Consider the following 23,538-nt stretch of genomic DNA (forward strand, 5'->3'; position numbering starts at 1 on the left):
AGTTGCAATGGTAATTGCTGCGCATTCAGCACAATGAAGTTGGAACTAGAACTGAAAGGATCGTCAGGTTAATCATAACCTGGCGTTTTTTTGTTGTTGTTCATTATCATTTAATTGCATGAATTTTATGAATGTGTACAGAAATTGTTCAGTAGGAATTGTTAAAATGGTCAAGAAGTCCGATGTTTTGGGGACAGAAGACATATTGCAATCGCAGTAATTCGATTTATTTCCTATTGAATCGTTTTATTGCAGTAGGTATGGGGATGAAAGAAGAAAATGGCTTAAGGGAGATGAAAGGGCTTTGGAAGCAACAAGATTAAGAAATACAAGTCGCAAGAGGAACAAAGGTTTGCGGAGAAAGGCACTTGCATTGCTGGTAACGCTCGCAGTACTGATGGGACAGCTTTTCCCAGCGCCTTATGCAGCGATTGCTGCAGCGGCAGATACTGGAGCTACGTTTTTTACCGGTTCGGATAACTGGAAGGGCGGGCTTGCTGCCAGCACGGCTGATGGAGATATGGATGTATCAGTCAAAAATGGAGACTCTATTTATCCTATTGAATTTAAAATAGCAGGCGTTAAAAAGCCAACCAAAAGCGCTCATTTGCTAATCCGTGCAAATGATGTAGATGAGTACGATCCGACGATTGCAGCAGCAAATGGCGAGTGGGATCGTGTATATATTTCATCTAATCCTTCAGACATTGCGCTAGGGCCTGCTACAACAGCCTGGCCAAGTAATTTTAGTTCGGCTGCGTATAAAATGGAGTTTCCTAAAGCAAAGCTAGTGGGCGCTCTATCGGGACAAAATGAGACATGGAATACGACAACATTTGAAATACAGGAAGACCAATGGGATGAAATCGTTGACGGTCAAGATTTATTCGTCGGCATTTCTGTCCACCATCATCTTCTAGCTGCTAGTTCGTTCAATTCTGGTTGGGTGACCACCATTGATTGGGGACAGCTTGTCATCGATGGAGGTCCGAAGACAGCAGCGGAAATTACTAAAGCAGAAGTAACGATTGGCACGAATAAGGTGACACTTGATACAGCGTTTATGCCAAAAGCTAACGGGAATTATCGAATGGAAGTTAGCGTTACTCAGGAAACGGCGTATGGCAATGAAATTGTGGAACAAAACGTAGGTTTATCCGAGCAATTATTCTCGAACTCTAAACTAGGAGAAAGTCAGGCTTGGAGCAACATTGCATTTACCGTTCCTGGCGCAAGTACAAGCAAAGAATACAAGGTGAATTACATATTGTTCGACAATACCACAGGTAGTGCACAGCATATTTACTCGCTGTCTTCCCTTGATCCTGAAGTGAAGGATATCGCGAAAGCAGGAGCACAATACGTACCAACGAATTTCTCGGTATCAGATTTTAGTAGCAAATATAATAACTTGGCGGGTACTGCTCAACCGAACAAGCTCAATATGGTGAAATTCACCACTCTTCCAACTGGAGGAAAGCTTCAATTGAATGGAGAAGATGTTGCAATTGGGGAAGGTATTCCTAAAGCAGACCTGGATAAATTGGCCTTCGTTCCAGATGCATCGGGTATCACGGGTGCAGTCTCATTCAAATGGAATGGCTACGATGGCGAGCAATATGCAGCTATTGACGCTACTGTGACCATCACGGCAAATGCAGCTCCTGTAGTGACTGAAATTACGAAGCAAATGAATCAAGGGTCAACTCTTATTTTTGCTCCATCTGATTTCAAGAGTCATTACACAGATGCAACGCTTCCGAAAGAGGAACTAAGCAAAATAAAAATCATTTCATTGCCAGCAGTAAGTTTAGGTAAGCTCTGGTATAAAGACGGCGCGAATCCAGCAGTGGAGGTTGCGGCGGGTACTGAAATTAACTCCGCAGACCTGGACAAGCTAAGCTTTATTCCTAACGGGAATGCTGTTGGTGCAGCTGAATTCGAATGGAATGCGTCAGACGGCAAGCAGTATGCGAAGGATAATGAAAAGGTGAAGATCGCGATCAATGCTGCACCGATCGTGAAAAACATCGCGTTTGCTGACATTGCTGGCGAATCGATATCATTTAAAGCTGTCGATTTCGCTAATGCTGCAGCTTATACTGATGCAGAAAATGATGCCTTAACGCAGGTACGGATCACGCTGCCGGCAGGTTTTGCTAGTAAAGGCAAGCTGAAGTATACAGACGGAATAACTGAGAATGAGATAGCCCCGAATACATCTGCAGTTCTCAATCAAACGATGCTGAATACGCTGAAATTTGAGCCGGCAGCGAGTTTGGCAGAGAACAGCACGGTTGTGTTTAATTGGGAAGGTTATGACGGTAATCAATATTCATTAGCCCCAGCGCAAGTGAGCATCACCTACACGAATGATCCAGTCGTTGGCAATATCGCCAAAACGGGTCTTCAATACGAAACCATCGGCTTTACGGCTGACGAGTTTAAAAATCGTTATTCGAAACAAAACGGGGATGCGGACGCAAGCGGATTGAAGAACGTTAAGATCGTTACGCTTCCGAATGTTGAGCAAGGCGCATTATTGCTGAATGAAACGCCAGTGGCTGCTGGCGACCTCATTGCCATCGCTGACATTGCGGAGCTGACATTTGTACCGGCTTCAAGCGGTTTCACGGGAATTGCTAATTTCGATTGGAACGGCGAAAATGCAGATGGCAAATTCGCAGCGCTTAATGCTGCAGTAACGGTTACAGCAAATGCAGCTCCACATGTAGGACCGATTAATAAATCCATCCTAAAAGGCGATTCGCTATCATTCGGAGCAGCTGATTTTACGACTCCATACAGTGACACGAATGAAGAGGATCTGGATAAGGTGAAGCTCGTTACGCTTCCTGATCCGAACAAAGGCAAGCTTGTGCTTCAGAATGGTCCGGATGCGGGAGTTGAAATTACAACGGCCGGATTCGAAATGGATGTAGAAGACTTACCCAATTTGAAATTTATCCCTGCATCTGGCGCTACCGGTGCTGTGGCATTTGATTGGAATGGCTCCGATGGCAATCAATATGCCAAGGATATCAAGAAAGTAACGATTAACATCAATACACCGCCAGTTGTTGGAGACATAGACAAGACTGGATTGTCAGGAGTGGTCATTGATTTCAAAGCTACTGATTTTACAGAATCACCTCGTTATATAGATGCTGATGAAGATCTGTTAAGTACAGTGTCTATTACGCTTCCAGAAAACTTTAACGATATCGGTAAGCTATGGTATACATCTACGGTAGGAGAATCCGTATATGCAACGCCGCTTACTACTGCTGTCATTGCTAAAGATCGTTTGGACAGCCTGAAATTTATGCCTTCAGCTACATTGACGGAAGGCAGTGCGGTTACTTTCGATTGGAAAGCAAGCGACGGCAAGCAATTCTCTGAAGCTCCTGCTGCGATTTATATCGACTATAACGGTAGACCGGTTGCAGAGCCTGTCGTTGTAAACGTAGTGGAAGGCTCAACGGAAATTATTATTACTTTAAAAGGTCTTGACCCAGAGACGGTTACTGGCATTGTATATGGCCTCGACAGTAATCCGAGCAAAGGCACCATTCGTCCGGCGGACGATGATGTTTCGGGTGATACATGGATCTATACGCCAGGACCTGATTTTATTTCTGGTCAAGATAGCTTCACATATAGTGTATCGGACAGTAAAGGCCAGACAAGCAAAACACCAGCAACGGTTACGATTAATATTCATAGAGCATTAGATGGCTGGGCAGGCGACAAGGCCCAAGGTGATTCTGAGAACTTGAATATTATTCCAGGAGAACAGCTGAAGCTCTCCGCGGTAAGTACTTTGCTAGCTGAGAAGGTAACAGCAAATGTAAATGGTGCAATTGTCGAGTTAACGCTTGCAAACCAAGCTACCTTTGCTGCCGACGGCTACAAGCTATGGGAGAATTCAACTTACATTCTGCCAACGGAAACACTTCCTAATCAATACATGGTTACTTACCTTGCAGAAGATATCTTGGGTGCGTCGTTACCAGCAGAGTGGTCGAATAGATTGGCAGACAACTACTTTACTGTAGTGAAGGCAGAACTTACTCTAACAGCTAATCCTGATAAAATTTTGGGCGACGGCAAATCGACTACTGATCTTACTGCGCAGCTTAAAAATGCAGACGGGACTCCAGTTGTAGGTGTTACGGTTGTATTTACAGCTCCTATAGGTAAAGGTCAGTTTGTAGGGCCGAATACGGCAGTCACTGACGCACAGGGTATTGCGACTGTGACTTACAAATCAGGACAAATTACAGGTGTGGCTGAGCAGTTTATTCCAGTTCAAGCCAATGTATACGACAAAGAGCGCGGCTTGAAATCACAGGAAGAAGTCATTATTACTTTCTTGCCTGCAGCAGTTAAAGGATTCATTACGAAAGGCGAGTCGAATACACCTGTCGCTGGAGCGAGCATCAGAGTAACGCTTGATCTTAATGAAGATGGCATTATAGATTCCAATGACTTTGATGAAACAGTCGTGACGGATGCAAGCGGTGCGTATTACGTCATTGTACCGAAGGGCGATGTCTCTTATAATTTGGAGGTTTCGCAGACCGTTGACGTAGGCGGCGTACCAACGCCAATTGTCTATAAGCAAAAAGCTCAGGTCGGTGAGGTTACAGGCACAGGAGAAGAAAACTTTGATTCCGAGAAAACGGTAACCGGCATCGTGCTGCTTAAGCAGCCGGATGGTGAAACCTCCTTGTTTAGCGGGGCAATGCTGGCCAGTACTGTTCTTTATTTGAAGAACGCCGATGGCAGCTACGTAACAGAGGGCGGAGCGCCAAAAGTATTCAACTTAACTGGATCAGGCGTGTTTAATGCGGATGGTCTAGCCATTGGCGATTATGAGCTGGAGATCAATTATGAGATCGAGCCAGGTAAGTTTATCGCGTTTGGCCATGCTGCGGTAAGTGTAACGGCTTCGGGGGAAATGAATATTACTGAAGCGCTAGTCGATCCATATGGAACGATTACAGATGCGAACACAAAAGCGGTCATTAAAGATGCTAAGGTTGTACTTCATTATGCAAATACACCACGGAACATAGCTAAAAGCATTGCAGTCAATGGCGAGGTAAGCTTGCCTGCATTGGTAGGATTTGCGCCAAATGATAATGCAAGTCCGGTACAGCTCACTGATGAGCATGGTTTTTATGCGTATATGGTTTATCCTGAAACCGATTATTACCTGGTTGTAACAAAGCCTGGGTACAATACCTATATTAGTCCGAATCTTGCTGTAGAATGGGAAATTGTAAGGCATGATTTGGAGCTGATTCCTGTATCATCGGCACCAGTGATCCCGACACTTTCTATTTCGGTAGATAAAAACCAAGTAAAAGAAGGCAGCAAGTCTATCATTACCATTGATTACCGCAATGTATCCAATAGTACAATTGCTGAAGGGGAAATTAAGGTAACGATACCTGCTGGCGCTGCAATTGTGGATACAGCTGGCGGTACGGCAACAGGCAACACAATTGTATGGAAAGTAACAAATCTGCTTGGAGGACAAACTGGAAGCTATAAAGTGGTTGTCGAATGGCCGCTTATGAAAAAGGCAGATACAGATTTTGATATTCTAGGCGAGTTTATTACAAAGAATGAAACAATCAAATCATCTGTAAAAGTTAATGTGTTCTCCGATCGCTTCGGTGAGCTGTTGCATAAACGTTATATTCTGGGTTATCCAGATAAAGAGTTTAAGGCTGAGGGATCTTTGACTCGTGCTGAGCTTGCGGCGATTGTAGCTAGGCTTACTGAGAATGAGAATATTAACTACTCCTTGTCATTTAATGATATCCGTACAGGCCACTGGGCTACGAATTACATTAAAATTGCGATGAAGCATGACTACTTTAGCGGCTACGAGGATGGAACATTCCGTCCAGATGCAGCTGTGACAAGAGGAGAGCTGGCAGCTGTAATGGCACGGTTCCTGAAGCTTGGAATTAGCGAGCCTACGTCCGTACATTTCACAGATACAACTGGTTACTGGGGAGCCGATACACTAGAAGCATTGTATAACGGCAAGTTTTTGAGCGGTTATCCAGATGGCAGCTTTAAGCCGAAAAATGCAATTAAACGTGTAGAGGCTGTGACTATGATCAATCGTATGGTTTATCGTGGTCCTTTGAAAGGTCTTGCTCCATTGTTCCCTGACATGCCTGAAAGCCACTGGGGCTTCGGAGATGTGCAGGAAGCAACGATTTCTCATAAAGCTGAGCGTAATGAGGATGGAAGCGAAACCTGGATTGAAACGATCAGCGATGATGTGCAATAAAAAACGATAATTTGTCTCTGTTTATTGGCGGCAGCGCTGACGCCTGTACGCTCGGTATAATGTTACAAAATGAAGGCAGCCTTTCCTGGTCATTGACGAGGAAAGGCTGCCTTTTCTGTACATAATGAAAAGCCGCAAAGTCCTGTAAAGCCCTGCGAAGTCCTGCAAAGCCCTGCGAAGTCCTGCGAAGTCCTGCAAAGTCCCGCAAAGCCCTGCGAAGTCCTGTAAAGCCCTGCGAAGTCCTGTAAAGCCTGTAAAGTCCCGCAAAGCCCTGCAAATTCCTGCAAAGTCCCGCAAAGTCCCGCAAAACCTTCTGCTTTGCATCTACACCTCTTTGCGGTTAAAGTAAAGCAGCCCTGCAGCGAGAAACAGAACAAAGCTGCCCAGCACGGTAATCAGTACGTTCTCCAGCGGCAGCGCGAAAGCGCCGAAGTCTTCGCCGCTGAAGCTCAGCATGGCCAGCATAGGCTGTGCCCACGGATAAAACGGCGCGAACCTCTCGGAGTTGACGACGAGTATGTTCGGGATGGTGAGCATCACATTAATGACGAGCGGTGCTGCAAAGCTGCTCCAGCTTACGGAAACAAGCAGCTGCAGCGCGGCAAGCGGCAGGCAGGCAAGCCAGCCGCTGCCAATTCCGGTAAGCATCGTTTCCCAAGGCAAGCTAACGGCATAGCCATGATAGGCTGCGGCTGCACAGACAGCAGCGAGAAATAGCAGCTGGGTGAGCGCGAGCACCGAAGCAACGATGCTGAACTTGGCAAAGTAGAGGCCGCTTCTTGATACGGGAAGTGTAAGCAGCTGCTTCCACCCTCCGCCGACATGTTCATACCGACACACGAACGCAGAGAGAATACCGGTTAGTATCGGCAGAAAGAGCATCGCATGAAAGGAGGCCATCGAGGATACGAGCAGAGCGTATTTCTCTTGGTCGTTGGTCATGCCGAACTTATCTGGCGAGACGAGAATGCCGATCGCAAGCGATAGAAGCGGACTAACCAGAGCGAGCACCCAAATATACGACTTAGACAGCTTTAATCGCTCCGCTGCGATTAAACGGAAGAAGCTTGCCATCTTAGCTCACATCCTTTCGAATGAAATGAAAGGTGCCAAGCAGACAGATGACTGCGCCGAGCAGGAAGCCTGCCCCGACGAACAGCTCCTGCTGCGGTCCGGCAAAGCTGAACATTGGCCAGTTGATCGGCAGCCACTTCGACCATGTGCTGGAAATAAGCCCGGTGAAGACCGAGCTGATTGCAATCAGCACGCCTAGCGTAATGGGAATGGCTTGATTTCTCATATTGATGCAAAGCCATAGGAATAGGGCAAGAGCTGGAAGCGAGGCGAAGAAAGGCAGGAAGCAAAGCTTCAGAATTTCTCCAACCGGCATGTCAGCAAGCTCGAATCGCAAAGAAAAACCAAGTATGACCGTGCCTGCTGCAAGCACCATGCAGGATATCGTTAGCAAAATAACGCTGAGCGCAAATTTGGAGCGGAACACGGCTCCTCTGGAAATCGGCAGCGCCAGCAGCTGCTTCCAGGCATTCGTGCTATGCTCGATATGGGATAGGAGCGAGGGGATGAGAGTCACCCCGAGAAATAGTGAGATCGGCACGAACATTTGGATATCGACAAGCAGTGCTTCCCATAGCTTTCCTGCATATTTTTGCGTTAAATAGTCGTAACGAAGTCCGTAGTTGAGCGCCTGCATGGCAATTAAGCCAATGGGGCCGATAAAGATGAGGAACCACAGCCCTTTGCCGCGTATTTTCAAAAAATCAGACGAGAGCGCCTTGAGCATCATGACGGCTTGACCTCCCCAACGATCTGGAGGAATAGCTCCTCAAGCGACTTCCTCATTTCCTCGACTCGGTAGATCGCATGGTCATGCTCGACCAAGCTTTTCACTATTCGGGCTACCGCATGATCACCGATGTTGGCAAACAGCAGGGCGTCTCCGCTTTTCTTAGCCGCAATGCCTTGCTGCAGCAGCGTTGCGAGCGCCTGCTCCGGCTCGGAGACAATCAGCGACATGCTGCCTTGCGCCTGCTGATGCAGATGGGCAATCGTGTCTTGGAATACGAGTTCTCCTTGTCGGATAATCCCGACCGTGCCTGCCGTCAGCTCAACCTCGCTAAGCAGATGGCTGGATATGAGGACCGTGATGCCATGCTGCTTCGGCATTTGCTTGATCAGCTCGCGAATTTCGAGAATGCCGGACGGATCGAGTCCGTTAGTCGGCTCATCGAGCAGCAGCAGCTCGGGGCTGCCAAGCAGCGCGCTTGCAATGCCAAGCCGCTGCTTCATGCCCAGCGAGAAGCCCTTCACCGGTCGCCGCGCTTCTTTGGACAGGCCAACGATATCGAGTACTTCTGTGATTCTCGCAGCGGGAGCGCCGAGTATGCGCCGAATGGCCTCGAGATTGTCGGTGGCGCTTAAATGCCCGTAATAGGAGGGATACTCTACCAGCGAGCCTACTCGCCTTAGAATCGAGAGTTTTTCCTTGTTCAATGGCTGGCCAAAAATATGAACGGACCCGTTCGATGGCTTAATCAGACCGAGCAGCATACGGATCGTCGTCGTTTTGCCGGCGCCGTTCGGTCCGAGAAATCCATAGATGTCTCCTTTTTCGATTTTCAAATTCAAGTTGGATACAGCATAACGTCCTTTGTAACGCTTGCTGAGTCCTTTCGTTTCAATTACCCATTCCTTCACGTTGATCACCTCAGAATCAACAATAACGGTTGAAGGTTAAACGAAGAGCTCCCCAAGTTTAAAATGGGTTTAAATTTTAAGCTCAGGCTGGGTGATCAGGTTGTATCGGATTTAGAAACGGTTGGCATAAGCATGAACGAGAGGAGTGCTCTGTTCGACGTTTACGCGGTTAAGGACGAAAATATTGCGTAATCGTTCCTTTTCCCCCATATGAGTGAACTTCAGCATGCGCCCCGTTAATCAGAGTGATTTGAGGCGGAACATGGCCGCAATCCATGTCGTAGATAAGCGGTATCTGAAGCTCGGCTGACAATTCTTCATAGATATCCTCGACCGTATAGCCATCGACAGCTTGATTGGCTGGACTTCTCCCGAACATAAGCCCGGCACAATGCTCGAACCAGCCGGCAAGCTTCATTTGGACAAGCGATCTGCGCAGGTCAGCTGTGTTCAGCTCGCAGTTTTCCAAATACCAGACAATCGGTTCGTTGTGAATCATCTGACTCTGGAAGTGCTGCACATTGCCATATGGCGTACCAATCAGATGCCTAATTACGTCTATGCATCCGCCAAGCAAACGCCCCTGCATGTTAACCTCCGCTTGGGAAACGGTTTTCCAATACGTAGGCTCCTCTAAGTGGAATACGCAAGGCGAGGGAGCATCATGCTTCCATTCCCTTTGGAAATGAAGCGATGATTGCTGCTGCACGGAATCGCCAGATTTAGTGGCTAGGACAGTCCGCCACATCGACGTCGTTGCATCGGAATATTCGCCTCGCAAATCAATGAAATTGGCTCCGTGAGCGGTCGCAATGCCAGTCTTCAAAGTAATCGCAAGCAGCAGCACGCTAAGGTCGGAATAGCCGAGTACCCACTTATGCGGTAAGTCTTCAAATGCAAGATGCTCCAGTATTTCGATGAGCAGCTCTCCGCCCCAGGGAGGAATAATCGCATCAATGTGCTCATTGCGCATCATCGCATTCCATTCCTCCGCTCGGATTTTGGCAGGGGCTGATTTTGCCTTGTTTTGCGTCCAGACGGTGTCCCCGCACGTGACTTGGAAGCCGCTGCTGCGCATTCGTGATAGGGCACTGTGCATGAGCTCGTGAAGCTCAGCCCGCAGACCGGAGGATGGTGCAGTAACCCCAATGGTTGCTCCTTCTTCTAAGTGAGGATAAATGATCATTGTGAACCCCTCCGCTAATTGATTGTCATAATGAAAGCTAAAAGACGCTATGTCCTTTATAGCTCGAAAATGTAGACAGCCATTCCCTCGTCGCTGCTCGCCATATGCCAGCCAAGCTTCATCTCATGCAGCAAATATTCAACAATTGCGAGCCCTAGACCTGCTCCCTTGCTTGCAGAATGAGCGGCGAGACCGTTCCCGCGATCGCGAATGACTAGGGCAGCCCTCCCGTCATACGTTCCCATGCGAATTCCAATATAGCTGCCATTCTTCGCGTGCCTAGTGACATTTTGGAATAAGTTATCGAGCACGCGGCGGAACCCGGCCTTATCAAGCGTTAGCAGCATCGCTTCCTCAGGCAAATCGATATCGGCTGAGATGCCTTCTTGTTCCCATAACGGGTACCAAGAAGCGACGCTTTCCCTTACGATACGAAGCAAATCCAAGCGCTCCAGCTTGATCGGATACCGTCCGCTGGCCATGAGGGTGTAGGAGAGCAGGTTTTCAATCAGGCTATCCAGGCCGCTGATCTTATGTTCTACCTGCTTGACCGCGGCTTGCGCTTTTTCGCTTAACGGCTCTTTCTGCAGCGTATAAAGCTGGCTGTTCATGACAGTCAACGGGGTCCTCAAGTCATGCGATAAGCTGGCAATCAGCTGTTTGCGCAGCTCGGCTTCCGCTCGTTCGCGCTCGGCGCTTTCCTTGAGCTGTCCGACCATGCGGTTGAAGGCAGTCTCCAATTGCCCAATTTCATCATTCCTGCTTATTGCAATGGGCTGAGGCAGACCATTCTCGCCCTGCAGCGCCATCGCTGCTTGCAATCCGATTAGGCGTTTGCGAATGCGGCGGAAGAAGAGCAAGGAAATCAGAAAGAATAAGGATATCATGCCAATTAGAGCCGCAATATAGAAAGGCGTTCCTGCTCCAACCGGCCGATCAAGCTGGATGATGGAGCGAGGCATCTGCATGACCATGAAGGCACGCCCTTTATGCTCTGCACCGAGAAAGGAAACGATCGTAAATGGATCGCTGTCGATGCTGTCCTTCATGAATCTCACGGCATCAGCTGGAGACCATCGTTCAGGAAGGAGACTTTGAGGCGGAAGCTGAAGCTTTGTTGCGCCGGAGGAATCGACCCAGAACAAAGATGCCTCCTTATATTTCCGCTTAAGCTCCTGCAGCCTGCGGTCTACCTCAGCAGCCTCTGTTTCTTGCAGCAGTGCGGCTTCCCCATGCCACATGGCTGTTAATTCACGGCTGCTGCCGTATTTCAGAAAGTTGTCATCAGCCTGCTTGCTATTTTCTTGAATAATCACATAGCCGATGGAAGCGAGCGGGAAGACGATCGGAATAAATAAAAAAGCAAAAATGACGATTAACAGATAACGGGACAGCAGCGTTTGGCGAAACCGCATGCTCCTTGTTCGCAGATTGGGCTTTTTCATGCACGGACCCGATAGCCTATTCCGCGCACCGTCTCGATAATTTCTGGCGAAGCAGGGTCGCGCTCGATCTTCTCGCGCAGGTAGCGGATATGGACCATCAGCGTCTTGTCTCCCTCGATATAGGCTTCACCCCATACGGCCTCATAAATTTGTTCCTTCGTTAAAATCTGTCCAAGGTGGCGAAGCAGATAGCCGAAAATATGAAACTGCTTGCCCGTCAACATAATCTCTTCTCCGGTATCCCGGTTTTCGATCCGATTCTGCTGCTCATGTACGAGTAAATGCTTAATGGCTAGCGGTTCTGCCGTACGCGCTCCTGAACGCCGCAGGAGCACCTCGATGCGAGCGATTAGTTCATCAGGATGAAATGGCTTGGTTAAATAATCGTCGGCAAACTGTAAGCCCTGCAGTTTGTCGTCAATTGATGTACGTGCCGATAACATCAGAATAGGGAGATCCGGCGCTGCTTTTTTCAACCGCTGCCCGATTGTGAAGCCATCAAGCCCTGGCAGCATGACATCTAGAATAACGAGCCTGCAGCCGGCAGCAGATTCGAGCGCATGCTCGCCGCTTCGCTGCCAATTGACGGAGTAGCCTTGCTCCAGCAGATGCTCGTTAACGAAACGCCCGATTTCGAGATCATCCTCGATATATAGAATGGATGCAGTCATATGTAGGGTAGTCCTCTCCGATTTGAATTGGGAATCTGTCCTATTATTATACATAAGCGGCGGACATTGAATATCCATACTCCGATCGAATGGAGACGAAACCTGGATTGTAGAGCCCGTGAGGGCAAAAAAGGCTTAACGAGGGGTTTCTCGTTAAGCCTTTTTTCAACTTATTCCGTTGCCATCAGCTGCCGCCCGAAGGTTCCTTGGCAGGTGCCGGCTCTTTCGGTTTCTTGGCTTTCTCCCATCGGAAGATACCGTTCAAGCCTTTGAAAACAAGCTTGGACTCCTTCGTTAGCAGCGGCCCTAATATCGCCAGAATGAGCACGTATAAAGCGGCGAAAGGCTGCAGCAGCTCTAGCAAGCCGCCGGCTTTGCCCAGGTTCGCCATAATAATGGAGAATTCTCCGCGTGATACGATCGTTAGGCCGATATTTGCGGATGCCTTAGGCGATAATCCTGCGCTTTTGCCTGCAAGCATGCCAGCTAAGAAATTGCCGAACAACGTAACGCCAACCGCGCCTAGCGACAGCCATACCGCGCCGCCAAGGGCAAACGGGTCAATCGTCAAGCCGAAGCTGAAGAAGAATAGCGCTCCGAAGAAATCACGGAAAGGCAGAATCAGATGCTCGATCCGCTTCATATGGACCGTCTCAGCGAGGACCAATCCGACCAATAGCGCGCCAATCGCTTCAGCAACATGAATGGTTTCCGAGAAGCCTGCCACGAGGAACAGGATACCGAATACGAGCAGCAGGAACAGTTCATTCGACCGGATGTTAAGCAGCTTATTGAGCAGCGGGGCTGCTTTGCGGCCTATGATCAAGAAGAGAAGCATAAATCCGAGTGCGTAAGAAGCGGACAGAAGCACGCCTCCGAGCGATGAAGAATCGCTGAGCACAAGTCCTGAAAGTACAGAAATATAAACAGCTAGGAATATGTCCTCGAACATGATGATCCCAAGGATCATCTCCGTTTCCGGATTCGCAGTCCGTTTCAAATCAACAAGAACCTTCGCAACGATCGCACTTGAGGATATCGTTGTAATACCTGCAATAACCATCGTTTCCTCGATGGGGAAGTCATTGACCCAGCCGAACAGCAAGCCAAGCGAGAAGTTGATTAGAATATAAATAGTTCCGCCAATCGCAATAGAGCGACCCGATTTCATTAATCGACCCACAGAAAACTCCAGACCTAAATAGAACAGGAGGAACAGCACGCCTAGCCGCCCCATGAATTCAATTAGTTCTGCACTATGAATAAACCTAAAGTCCAATATGCCTACGTGTGGCGCATGCGGACCTACGGCCATGCCGATCAAAATGTAAAACGGGATGACGGAAAACCGAATTTTTGCAGCTAATAGCCCGACTAAGGCAATAAGAATAACGGCAAGACCGATCTCCAGCACCATGTGATCCATAATTAACGGCTCCCGTTTTGCAGCATAAGCTTAAGAAGCTTTAGATGCTGGCGTTCACCTGCGACAATAAGTGTGGTATCCGCTTTGAAGACATAGTCGGGGCCTGGGTTAATATGCTTGGATTCCTTCTCGACGGCAGCGATAATGGTCGCTCCAGTCGTTTGGCGAATATCGGCGTCACCGATGGTTCTGCCAATGCATGCCGCGTTTGGTTCGATTTTGTACCATTCAATCGTCAGATCATCCAACGCGACTTCAATCGTTTCGAGTGCTTTGGGTTTATAGGTCATGCCGCCAACGATAGCAGCTACCTGCCGAGCTTCCTCGTCTTCAAGGGTAACCATAGAAATGCTATCATCCGGATCATCGTATTCGAAGTGGTATAACTCGCGGCGCCCGTCATCGTGAATGATAATGACAAACTTGTCGCCGCTTCTCGTCATAATCTGGTATTTGCGCCCAATGCCGGGCAGGTCGGATTCTCTAATATTCATGGTGTATGCCTCCTCATTTGTTGTTAGTATACGAACAAAATGAGAGGATTAACCAACGAAGTGAGAAGTGAATTTGATGGGGGTCATAAGCAAATCCCGCAAACGCTGCGGAATAGTCGTACGGAGCTCAAACCTGGAAACAGAATGCCTGAATAGGCGCCTTAGCGCGCTCAGGTAGGAGACGAGCAATACATTTTCCGGCAAAAAAACCTTGGTCGTGCTGTTTTTTCTGCCTACGTTGGCGGAGCCTGCAAATCTCGCAGAGGCAACCATTCGGCTTGCGCCGGCAGTCTGCTCGAACGTATTGCCAGCTTGGTAGGCGAACAGTGCTGCTAGCAGCAGCGGAACAATAATAAGCAAGTTCATGACGCGCTTGCGGCTGATGCGTCCAAATTCGAGTACACCTTTGTTCATCTGTTCACCTCCAACGTTTTATTAATATAAGTATAACTTATAAATCGGAAAATTCAAAGCGGATTCCAATTATTGACGAAGTTATTTTCATTTCCTATCTAATCCTATTGGTTTAATGAATTGACGGCCTGGCATATGCATTATAGAATGAGGGAACGAAATAACCCGTTTACGCGCATGCATAAGAGAGAAAGAAGGTTGATTGGGATGGGAGTATCCGTAAAACAGCTGTCGCCGCTCGTGGAGCAGCTTGGCTTGAAGCCGCACGTTGAGGGCGGATGGTACAAGGAGATTTGGAAGGCTAGCTTTGAAATACCGCAGGAGGTTCTTGGCGCTCCTTATTCTGGACCACGCTTTGCGGCATCATCGATCTATTTTCTACTGCATCCGGAAGAATTCTCCGATTGGCATAAGGTTTATTCGGACGAGCTGTGGCTCTGGCATTCAGGTAGTCCGATCGTGCTTAGCCTTGGCGGTACGGAAGCGGATCCGAAGACGAGAAAAGAAATCATAGTCGGCCCCGATGTGCTCGCAGGCCATCAGCCGCAAGCGCTTGTGCCGGCTAATGAATGGCAGATGACACGTGTGCTCGGTGATGAGCCGGTACTCGTATCTTGCGTGGTAGCACCTGGCTTTCATTACGATGATTTCAAGTTAATTAAACGATAAACGCACTCATTATTTGGATACGGATAATAAAAAAGAGCCGTTAGGGTGAAGGAAATTCCTTGCCCTGACGGCTCTTATTCAATAGATAAGAATGTACATGTTGTCGCATATAAATGTTTTATATATCTCCGCGTATCGACTGCTTTTGCCATAGAGGACGGCGACAGCCGTTTACGCTCGTGTTAGGAGGCTTCTTCATCGGTGCGGGATTTCAAGGTCAACGAGGCTATGAACAACTGGGTAAGCTTGGGGTCCCATTGTGTGCCCTTACCCTCTTCTAGGATGGAAATAGCGCGTTCGTAAGTCATTCCTTTCCGGTAGGGCCGGTCCGAGGTCATCGCATCGAAAGCATCGGCGATGGCAATCGCCCGCCCGAATAGCGGAATATCGGTGCCCTGCAATCCGTCCGGATAACCTTTGCCGTCGTAACGCTCATGGTGCGAGCGCACGCCTGGAAGCAGATCGGCCATCGCATCGGCAGGCTCAATTTGCTTCAGAATATTTTCGCCGAGGACAGGATGACGCTTAATTTGATCGAATTCCTCATCCGTGAGTTTGCCCTCCTTAAGCAGGACGGCGTCGCGAACGCCGATTTTGCCAATATCATGAAGGAGTGCGGTTTTGTGCAAAATGTCGATTTGGCTCTCCGACCACCCATCCAATCGGCCGATCTGAACGGAGAAGCGCGCTACCCGGGTTGAGTGGCCGGCGGTGTACGTGTCCCGGGCATCCAGCGCGGCCGCGAGCGTCATGAAATAGCTTTGCAGGAGCAGGTTATTGCGCTGCTCGCGCTCCTTTAGGCCATTCACCATATGATTGAATCCGGCTACAAGCTTGGAGAATTCATCGGAATAGACATCGGCGGCACTTGCATCAAAGTTTCCGGATTCCACACTGCTCATGCCGCTTTGAATCGTATGTATGGGATCCTCGATGCTGCGCGAGAGCAGCGATGCGCCCAAGAGGGAATAAATGATGCCAATGATCAGGATAACGCCTGCCCATTGCCAATAGGCTGAGCTGTTTTCCGCCTGCATATTGTCGAGTCTGATTTGCGAGGCCAAGCCAAACAGCAAAAGCGGCAGCGTGCCGATAAGAAAAGCGCTTAGCCGGAATTTGGTGCGGATCGATACGAGCACATGCCCGCTTAGCGTGATATCCTGATTGAATAAGTCTACATGCCTGGCGCGAATATAGGTAATGACGGGACGGATGGCTTTGGTCGTGAGGAAAAATTCAATCATCGCATGCATGCTGGCGATCATGAAAGCAACAGCAGCCGCGATTGCAATATAGAAGTAGGGAACCTGCAGCATGTCAAGCTTAATGAACAAGAAGGCCATGCCAACCGCAGGTAGCAGCAGGCCGAGGAAATGAGGGCCAAAGGTGCGCCTGACCGACAGCACGGGGAATTTATGCGTCTGCATGTAGGCGTCTTTTAACTGCTCTGACGTAGGCAGCGATGCCTTAAAGCTAGCCTGAATCGGCTTCAAATGCCGGTAGAATACGAATAGCTCGCAGATAAGCATGACAATTAGGGAGATGCCCATGATGGCTCCCATTACGATACGCTCGCTTGCTGGAATGGATAGGGTAGAGAATACGACTACGCCGCCGACACCGACTACAGCAACCGTAGAACCGAATAAATAATTACGAAGGAGCTGGGAAAGAAAAGAGGTGTAGATGTGGTCTCCAGCTGGTTCATGCTGGTTAGGTAATGGCATAAGATGAGACCTCATTTCCGCGATAGCAATTTCAAACGTTCAAGTATCTATAGTATAAATCGGCATTTTAAAAATGTATATTAGCTATAATGGATAAAACCACATAAACATAGGCCCGCGAAAGGAATTAAAAGCTGTGAAGGAAACGCTTTGGACGAAACCGTTTATTCTATTGATCTTATCGAATTTATTTTTGTTTCTCTCCTTGGAGATGCTGCTGCCTACGCTGCCGATGTTCGCAGCCGAAAAGGGCGGAACCGATGCGCAGATTGGCCTTATCATCGGCTTATTTACATTCTCGGCAGTGCTGCTGCGGCCTTTTGTCGGCATGGCTTCCGATAAATTCGGCAAAAAGCTGCTCCTGCTGGTAGGCGTTGCCATCTGTTTAATCGGAACAGCCAGCTATTATGCTGCGGTTACGATTACGATGATGCTTATGCTCCGCATTGTCCATGGCGTCGGATTCGGCATCTCGACCACGCTGTACGGCACGGTAGCCTCCGACATTATTCCGGCTTCGCGCAGAGGAGAAGGGATGGGCTTCTTTGGTACTGGAAATGCAGTAGCCATTTCATTAGGCCCCTTTCTGGGCATTTGGCTCATGGAGGAATACGGCTTCTCCGCCTTGTTTATCGTAGGTGCCTGCATTCTTCTGCTTGCAATCGTGTTTACGGCATTTGTGAAAGGGGATACGAAGGCAGAGCGGGTCAAGGTACAGGCAGCTGCGGAGCGTACGTCATTCATGCTGAGGTTCGTGGAGCCGAAGGCGCTGATGCCATCTCTGCTAGGTCTGCTTGTAGGCTTGTCGCTTGGCGGGGTCATTAGCTTCATTACATTGTTTGGCAAGGAGACCGGCGTTCAAAATATCGGATTTTTCTTCTTGGTGCTGGCGCTTAGCGAGTTTCTAATTCGATTCGTTAGCGGACGGATATTCGATACGAAAGGCAGGTTCTGGGTTCTCTTTCCCGCAGCTGTCTCTTGCATCATAGGCTGTATCATTCTTTACATGACGAAATCGACGGGTACTTTGCTGCTTGCAGCCGTATTCTACGGCGCGGGCTTCGGCGCGATATTCCCAGGCTTGCAGGCATGGGTAATCGACCGCGTCGAGCCTGGACGCAGAGGCGTAGCGACCGCTACGTTCTACAATGCGTTCGATATCGGGATCGGCAGCGGGGCGATGCTTCTTGGACTCGTAGCGACATGGAGCAACTATGCGACGATGTATTTGGTATCAAGTGTGTTTTTTATCGTCTATTTGGCTGTTTATTTCATGTATGAAAGAAAGCTGAAGCAGGGCCGGCAAAGCAAGCTGGAGACGCATTAAAGCCGCAGCACGGTGCGGCTGCGGCCATTATGGAAGTGGATTATTTGGATATATACCGGTCCTTCCCTTCGCGTTTCGCTTGATACAGGGCTTTGTCAGCCAGCGTGAACAGCTCATCCTGCGTAGCGCTGGAATCCGGGTTCCAGGTCGCGGAGCCCAGGCTGATCGTGACGGTTTCGCAGCCTGAGGCTTCTGCGTGCGGAATGCCAAGCTTTCGAATCGCTTCCAGAAGGGCTTCTGCAATCGTTGCTGCTCGAAGCTCGCTCGTCTGGGGCAAAATAATGCCAAACTCTTCGCCGCCATATCGGGCGACAATATCTAGCGGGCGCTTCAATGCACTGCGCATAGCGGCGGCGATTTGTCTCAGACAATCGTCGCCTTTCTGATGTCCGAAATTATCGTTATAGGCCTTGAAATTATCGATGTCACCCAGCATAAGCGTGATCGGCATATGATGACGCTGTGCTTCCTCCCACTCATTGTTCCATGTTTCGTCGAAGGAGCGGCGATTAGCGATATTGGTCAGCTCATCCACATGAGAAAGCGTATGCAGCAATTGGTATTGCTCCAGCAGCTTAAGTTCAATCTCCTTGCGCGGCGTGATATCCCGAGAGACGGCCACCAGCGTTTGCAGCCGGCTGCCTTCGTGAAAGACGATGCTTGTCGTCGTTTCGAACCAGCGATAATCGCCGTCCTTTCGTTTGATTCGGTATGTAATGGCATAATCGCCGATCTGCTGGAAGACGAGCTCCTGATGGTCCTTGATGCGCTGAATATCATCAGGATGGTAGAAATCAAAGGGAGACCGGCCAATCAGCTCGTCATCCCGGTAGCCGAGCAGCGAATAGCAGGCGGGAGACACATAGGTGAACATGCCTTCGTGGTCGTGCTTCGATATCATGTCGCTGGAATTCTCGGCGAGGAGCCGGAAGCTCTTTTCGCTTTCGAGCAGCTTGTCCGCGATTCGTTTCTTTTCGGTAATTTGGCGGAAATGAACCGATAAGCCGAAGTCGGATGGATAGACATTGGCTTCGTACCAGTTGTTGAGCTTAGGAATAAACTGCTCGTAGCAGCGGGATTCATGCAGCTCGAGTGCGAGCTTATATTCATTGTAGCTGATGGTGCCGGTGAGCCAAGGGAAGATATCCCATATGAATTGATTGATGAGTTCGTCCTCGCTGCGATTGAACATCTGTTGGGCAGCCGTATTCGTATAGATAAAGCGGAATTGATGATCCAGCGAGAAGAAGACATCGGAGATGCTCTCCAGTATTGTCGAAATACGCTTGGTCAGCTGCTTCACTTCCGAGACAGCTTTCGTTTTCTCAGTGATGTCCATCATTTGCGAGATGAAATGGCGCGGCTTGTCCTGTTCGTCGTACACCATCGACACGGACAACAGTGCGGTCGCGATACCGCCCGATTTGGTTATATATCGTTTTTGCATTTGGAACGTATCAATGACCCCGTCCAGCAATTGCTTGACATAACGGTCGTCTTCTTCGAGATCATCGGGATGTGTAATTTCCCCGTAGGTCAAACCTGAAAGCTCACTATCCTCGTACCCCAGCATCGCATGCGCGGAGGGGTTGGCTACCATAATTCGACCGTCTAAATCAACTAAAGCCATGCCAATAGAAGCGTAATGGAAAGCGCTGGTGAATAAATCGGCTTCGCGATTCGGTTTTGAAATCAAGGTCAAGCTTCGCACCTCTTCTGCTGTCCGTACAGGATAAGATTGTTAGTATATAGTAAAGAATAGATCACAACCTACGGTTTGTCCACATGTCATATTTATAAGCATTTGAGTAGGGGAACAGGCACTGGTTTAATTGGAACTTGCTGGGACAAGCGTAGACGGCTGTCGCCGTCCTCTATGGCAAAAGCAGTCGTTTTGCGGAGATATATAAGCACATTTATATGTGAAAACATTCTTATGTACCGAAAAAGGCTGCTCGCAGGTCAATGGCCTGTGAGCAGCCCTTGTTATTACGGTGTTTAAACGGTGAACGCACCGACTGATGCTTTGACCAGTGCAATGAATTTGGGCCTTGCTTGCTCGGCCACCCGGACAACCTGTTCATGCGTAAGCGGCTCCAGCTCATCGCCAATAGCCATATCGGTAATACAGGTAATGCCGACCACGCGAATGCCTGTGTAATTTGCAGCGATTACCTCTGGGGCTGTCGACATGCCGACTGCGTCAGCGCCCCAGCCAGCCATCATCGAGAGCTCCGCTGGCGTGCAGTAAGCAGGTCCGGATATGCTGATGTAGACACCCTTCTGCAGATTGATGTTCAATTCTTCCGCTTTGCCAGCTACGATCGCTCTAAGCTCGCGGTTATAAGCCTGTGACATGTCGGGGAAGCGCGGCCCGAGCTCAGGAATGTTGGCGCCCATTAACGGGTTGCTGCCAGTGTTGTTGATGTGATCCGTTATCAGCATCAAATCTCCTGCCGCGAAGTCGCGGTTCATGCCGCCGGCTGCGTTGGTTACCAGCAGCGTCCGGATGCCCAGCTGCTTCATAACATAAACGGGGAATACAACCTCCTGCATCGAGTAGCCTTCGTAATAATGGAAGCGGCCTTTCATGACGAGCACGGCTTTGCCTTCCAGTTGCCCGATGACGAGCTCGCCGGAATGGCCCTCTACCGTAGAGACGGGAAAGTGGGGAATCTGTCCGTAAGGAATGACGATTGGATCGATAACCTCGTCAGCCATTACGCCGAGCCCGGAGCCAAGAATAAGTCCGATTTGCGGCTGAACGGTTAGCTGCTGCTGGATATAAGCCGCTGCTTCATTTATTTTAACAAGCATGTTTTCCATGTGGGAATAACCTCCTAAAGTGTGGTCGCGATTTGCTTAAGGCTGCATGTTGCGCGCAAGGCCCGTTTCATGAGCATAACAATCATAGCGTATCGCAAGCGTTCATGTAAACCGACGGCTGCTTGCAGGGCTTGTTGTTGTTTTGGGCAAAGCTTCGTATAATAATACGTATCCTGTGTCCTCCATTTCCGAAAGGGAATAGAACGGGACACATAGGCAGCAGAGCTGTCTGTTTACAACATAGCAATGAACTGAATCGGAGGAATAATAATGAGCAGCGGTACAAATTACACGCCGGCAGAGCTTGGGGCGATGATCGATCATACGATACTGAAAGCAGATGCAACAAAGGAAGAGGTTCTCCAAATATGCCGGGAAGCGAAGCAATACCAGTTCGCTACCGTTTGTGTGAACCCAAGCTGGGTAAGGATTGCTAGCGATGAGCTGAAAGGCTCGGGCGTTGGCATTACGACAGTAGTCGGTTTCCCGCTTGGCGCGACGACTACGGCGTCAAAGGCGGCGGAAGCGAAGTTTGCCATTGAAGACGGAGCAACGGAAATCGATATGGTTCTGAATATCGGCTTAATGAAATCAGGCGACCTGGAAGGCGTCCAGCGTGATGTAGAAGGTGTCGCAGCGGCCGTGAAAGGACAAGCGATCCTTAAAGTCATTCTTGAAACGGGGCTATTGACTGACGAGGAGAAAGCAGCTGCCAGCGCAATATGCAAAGAAGCAGGAGCCGATTTCGTGAAGACGTCAACGGGCTTTGGCAAAGGCGGGGCAACGGTCGAGGATATCGCTTTGATGCGCCGTGCGGTGGGACCTGATATTGGCGTGAAAGCATCTGGAGGCGTGCGCGACCGTGAAACGGCGCTTCAAATGATCGCTGCAGGCGCAACGCGCATCGGCGCAAGCTCAGGCATTGCGATCGTTACGGGCGGCCAAGGCGAAGGCTACTAAGCCGCTTATCGAAAAGAGGGACTGCTTCGTACGCTGCGATTTCCCGCAGCGAGCGAACAGTCCCTCTTTGCATGCGCCAAAAAGCTTAACGCTCGCAGCTGATCGTCAGATTGGCATGCAGCTCTTCGCCTGCTGGGAGCATAACAAGCTCCTCTTGGCGGTTAAGCTCGCCAGTCATCGCCATCCATGGCTCGACGCACACGAACGGGCGGTCCTTGACGGACCAAAGCACCATGTACTTAAAGATGTCATCATAAGACAGGCTTACCTTGGCACCCTGTAGGACAGGGAAAGCGATTTTGCTTGTCTTGACATCAAGCAAGGTCACGGACTCGACAAGGTCTTCCAAATCGATGACGCCGTTGAAAGGCTTCTCTTCGTTATCATTGTAGTCAAGGTAGCGTGTCGCATCGATATCGTAGGCGATCTTCTTGTCCGAATCGATCGCGAAGTATGGATGGAAGCCCGCATAGAAAGGCATCGCGTCTGCTTGGCTGAGATTTTTGTAGGTCTGCCGCGTATGCAGCTCGCCGTTCTGAAGCGCGTATGTAAACAGCAGCTCGAATTCAAACGGATATGAGCGAAGCGTATCTTCATTGCTTCGCAGCCGTATTGTAATCGAAGCTTCACCGTCAATGCCCGTTCCGACTACTTCCCATACGGCTGTGCGGGCTACGCCGTGATTGGCCATGGCATAGGTTTGGCCATTCCACTCATAAGCTTGCTGCTCCAGCTGCCCGCATATCGGGAACAGGATCGGATTGCCGCCTCGAATGTTGGCTGTAGGATGCTCGAAAGTGGACTTATCCAAGTAGAATAGCTCCAAGCCATTCAGCTGGCACCCGATTACGATGCCGCCTCGCTCTGGACACACGAGAATGCGCGACTGCGTGCTTTCCTCCGTTAATTCATACAACGTATAGGTATCTGTATAGCTGCGAACTTCATAATTGCTCACTTGAGTCCCTCCAATGAATAGGTGAATGCCATCTTGTCCCATCATATCATAATCGGCTTCCCGATTGCTGCCTAGCGCGTCATATCGCCTTCCCGGCTAATAGTCCGTCCATTGCCGAGCCTCAGCTTGCAGGTTTCAAAATGGTCGAATCTAGTAAAGCAATCATCTACTCCAATCGCAGAGATTCGAATAGTATATATTAGCTTAAGAGAAACGCAAGCGAGTCGACCAGCAGCCGCAGCAGCGCTCCAGACAACGAAGCCGAACACGATGCCGGAATCATCCTGTTAACATGCCGCATCATACAGCCAGCCACAGTAACTGTTCCCGCCGGCTTGCGCGATCTGAAGCCAAGCTCCCCTAAGCCTCTCCCTCCAGGTGACTGGGGGGCTTTTTTTTCTTAT

At 49.3% G+C, this 23,538-nt stretch carries 17 protein-coding genes; 4 read left to right on the top strand and 13 right to left on the bottom strand.

What is annotated here, in order from left to right:
- Window positions 1-352 precede the first annotated feature (352 nt).
- Window positions 353-6,316, top strand: coding sequence for an S-layer homology domain-containing protein (locus tag FHS16_RS16575; protein WP_183564663.1), 5,964 nt, complete (start codon window positions 353-355; stop codon window positions 6,314-6,316).
- A gap of 324 nt (window positions 6,317-6,640) precedes the next feature.
- Here the strand turns inward: FHS16_RS16575 and FHS16_RS16580 are convergent, their stop codons facing one another.
- The 9 genes from FHS16_RS16580 to FHS16_RS16620 form a co-directional block, all read right to left on the bottom strand.
- Window positions 6,641-7,390, bottom strand: a complete 750-nt coding sequence (locus FHS16_RS16580) for an ABC transporter permease (protein WP_183564666.1) — start codon at window positions 7,388-7,390, stop codon at window positions 6,641-6,643.
- A gap of 1 nt (window position 7,391) precedes the next feature.
- Window positions 7,392-8,120: an ABC transporter permease gene (locus FHS16_RS16585; protein ID WP_183564669.1), complete on the bottom strand. Its 729-nt coding sequence runs from the start codon at window positions 8,118-8,120 to the stop codon at window positions 7,392-7,394.
- On the bottom strand, window positions 8,117-9,031 hold the full coding sequence (locus FHS16_RS16590) for an ATP-binding cassette domain-containing protein (protein WP_183564672.1): 915 nt from the start codon (window positions 9,029-9,031) through the stop codon (window positions 8,117-8,119). Before FHS16_RS16590 ends, FHS16_RS16585 begins: the two co-directional genes overlap by 4 nt.
- A 169-nt stretch (window positions 9,032-9,200) precedes the next feature.
- Window positions 9,201-10,217 (bottom strand): S66 family peptidase, encoded by a 1,017-nt coding sequence (locus FHS16_RS16595; RefSeq protein ID WP_183564675.1) that lies wholly within the window; start codon window positions 10,215-10,217, stop codon window positions 9,201-9,203.
- Window positions 10,218-10,273: 56 nt separating this feature from the next.
- Window positions 10,274-11,632: a sensor histidine kinase gene (locus FHS16_RS16600; protein WP_246431786.1), complete on the bottom strand. Its 1,359-nt coding sequence runs from the start codon at window positions 11,630-11,632 to the stop codon at window positions 10,274-10,276.
- A 26-nt stretch (window positions 11,633-11,658) separates the two neighbouring features.
- Window positions 11,659-12,333, bottom strand: coding sequence for a response regulator transcription factor (locus FHS16_RS16605; protein WP_183564678.1), 675 nt, complete (start codon window positions 12,331-12,333; stop codon window positions 11,659-11,661).
- Window positions 12,334-12,517: 184 nt separating this feature from the next.
- Window positions 12,518-13,759, bottom strand: coding sequence for a cation:proton antiporter (locus FHS16_RS16610; protein WP_183564681.1), 1,242 nt, complete (start codon window positions 13,757-13,759; stop codon window positions 12,518-12,520).
- Between the two features lie 2 nt (window positions 13,760-13,761).
- A complete protein-coding gene (locus tag FHS16_RS16615; protein ID WP_183564684.1) occupies window positions 13,762-14,253 on the bottom strand; it encodes a cation:proton antiporter regulatory subunit in 492 nt (163 codons plus the stop codon).
- 48 nt (window positions 14,254-14,301) lie between these two features.
- A complete protein-coding gene (locus FHS16_RS16620; RefSeq protein WP_183564688.1) occupies window positions 14,302-14,667 on the bottom strand; it encodes a hypothetical protein in 366 nt (121 codons plus the stop codon).
- A 207-nt stretch (window positions 14,668-14,874) separates the two neighbouring features.
- On the opposite strand from FHS16_RS16620, the gene FHS16_RS16625 reads away from it, so the two are divergent.
- On the top strand, window positions 14,875-15,336 hold the full coding sequence (locus FHS16_RS16625; protein WP_183564690.1) for a cupin domain-containing protein: 462 nt from the start codon (window positions 14,875-14,877) through the stop codon (window positions 15,334-15,336).
- Between the two features lie 182 nt (window positions 15,337-15,518).
- Here FHS16_RS16625 and FHS16_RS16630 read toward each other — a convergent pair whose 3' ends face one another.
- Window positions 15,519-17,063, bottom strand: coding sequence for an HD domain-containing phosphohydrolase (locus FHS16_RS16630; protein WP_183564692.1), 1,545 nt, complete (start codon window positions 17,061-17,063; stop codon window positions 15,519-15,521).
- A gap of 136 nt (window positions 17,064-17,199) precedes the next feature.
- On the opposite strand from FHS16_RS16630, the gene FHS16_RS16635 reads away from it, so the two are divergent.
- A complete protein-coding gene (locus FHS16_RS16635; protein ID WP_183564694.1) occupies window positions 17,200-18,390 on the top strand; it encodes an MFS transporter in 1,191 nt (396 codons plus the stop codon).
- A gap of 40 nt (window positions 18,391-18,430) precedes the next feature.
- Here FHS16_RS16635 and FHS16_RS16640 read toward each other — a convergent pair whose 3' ends face one another.
- Entirely contained in the window at window positions 18,431-20,092 is a 1,662-nt protein-coding gene (locus FHS16_RS16640; protein WP_183564696.1) for a GGDEF domain-containing protein, read from the bottom strand.
- A 296-nt stretch (window positions 20,093-20,388) separates the two neighbouring features.
- Window positions 20,389-21,216, bottom strand: a complete 828-nt coding sequence (locus FHS16_RS16645) for a purine-nucleoside phosphorylase (protein ID WP_183564698.1) — start codon at window positions 21,214-21,216, stop codon at window positions 20,389-20,391.
- A gap of 270 nt (window positions 21,217-21,486) precedes the next feature.
- On the opposite strand from FHS16_RS16645, the gene deoC reads away from it, so the two are divergent.
- Window positions 21,487-22,176 (top strand): deoxyribose-phosphate aldolase, encoded by a 690-nt coding sequence (gene deoC, locus FHS16_RS16650; protein ID WP_183564700.1) that lies wholly within the window; start codon window positions 21,487-21,489, stop codon window positions 22,174-22,176.
- An 85-nt stretch (window positions 22,177-22,261) separates the two neighbouring features.
- On the opposite strand, the gene FHS16_RS16655 is transcribed toward deoC, so the two are convergent.
- Window positions 22,262-23,134, bottom strand: a complete 873-nt coding sequence (locus FHS16_RS16655; protein WP_312890942.1) for an aldose epimerase family protein — start codon at window positions 23,132-23,134, stop codon at window positions 22,262-22,264.
- Window positions 23,135-23,538: the final 404 nt, after the last annotated feature.

Source organism: Paenibacillus endophyticus (assembly GCF_014192395.1).
Lineage (GTDB): Bacteria > Bacillota > Bacilli > Paenibacillales > Paenibacillaceae > Pristimantibacillus > Pristimantibacillus endophyticus.